Genomic DNA, 994 nt, shown 5'->3' with positions numbered 1-994 from the left:
GCCGACATTTCGGACGTGGCGTTGCTTGGCCGGCTGCGCAATGCAGGACCATGGCTGCAGCAGTTGATTGGGCACCTTTTGAAGCGCGAGGATGCAGGTTTGGCCAAAGGCCGACTGGTTCGCATCCTCGATGCGACAGCGGTTGCCAAGGCCGGTGCGTATGAGAAGAAGAACAATGGTCTTTGGCGCATGCACTGCGCCTTCGAGCTTGAGCGCGAGCAGTTCGACTTCATCGAGATCACCGACCAGAGCGAGGCCGAGTTGATCGACCGCGTGCCGGTGGTGCCAGGCGAGATCCGCATCGGTGACCGCGCCTATCTGCAGGCCGAGCGGATCGCCAAGGTGATGGCGCAAGGCGGCGATGTTGTTGTGCGCGCGTCGTGGAAAAACGCGCGATGGCTCGACGCCAACGGCAGGGCGTTCGATCTCATCGGCTACCTGGAGAACTGCCGGGAGGAAGTCTGCGAAACGCCTGCCCGGCTGGCACTCAAGAAGGGCGAGCCTGTGAAGATGCGCCTGATCGCCTTGCGCAAATCCGAGGCCGCGGCACAAGAAGCGCGGCGCAAAATCAACAAGGAAGCCAGGGCCAAGGGCAACAAGGTTCAACCGCAGACGCTGATTGCGGCCGGCTTCGTCCTGCTTGTGACCTCGCTTGACCGGGAGGAGTTTCCCGCCGATACGGTCCTCAAGCTCTACCGCATGCGCTGGCGCATCGAACTCGCCTTCAAGCGCCTGAAGAGCCTGATCGGGCTGCGCTCTCCTCCCGCCAAAGACCCAAGGATCGCAAAGCCTTGGATCCTTGCACACTTCCTCATCGCGCTCGTGACCGAACCCCTCTCGCAGGAGTTGGGTGTCTCTCCCCCTTGAGCGACGGGCGCCCGCTACTGTGGCGCGCCACCCGCCAGATCGTCGCCTCTCTGATCGCGACCATCTTTACTCAACCTTCCTTGGCGGCCCTGCGCCAAAATCTCCATGCCTTGCGATATCGCTGGCG

1 protein-coding gene is annotated in these 994 nt (G+C 62.4%); it reads left to right on the top strand.

Annotation, left to right across the window (positions count from 1 at the left end):
* A partial coding sequence (locus NKI35_RS31270) for a transposase (RefSeq protein ID WP_502897202.1) occupies positions 1 to 867 on the top strand: 867 nt, incomplete at its 5' end.
* Positions 868 to 994 lie beyond the last annotated feature (127 nt).

Source organism: Mesorhizobium sp. M0676 (genome assembly GCF_040320535.1).
Taxonomy (GTDB): domain Bacteria; phylum Pseudomonadota; class Alphaproteobacteria; order Rhizobiales; family Rhizobiaceae; genus Mesorhizobium.
This window is presented reverse-complemented; position numbering and strand designations above follow the sequence as displayed.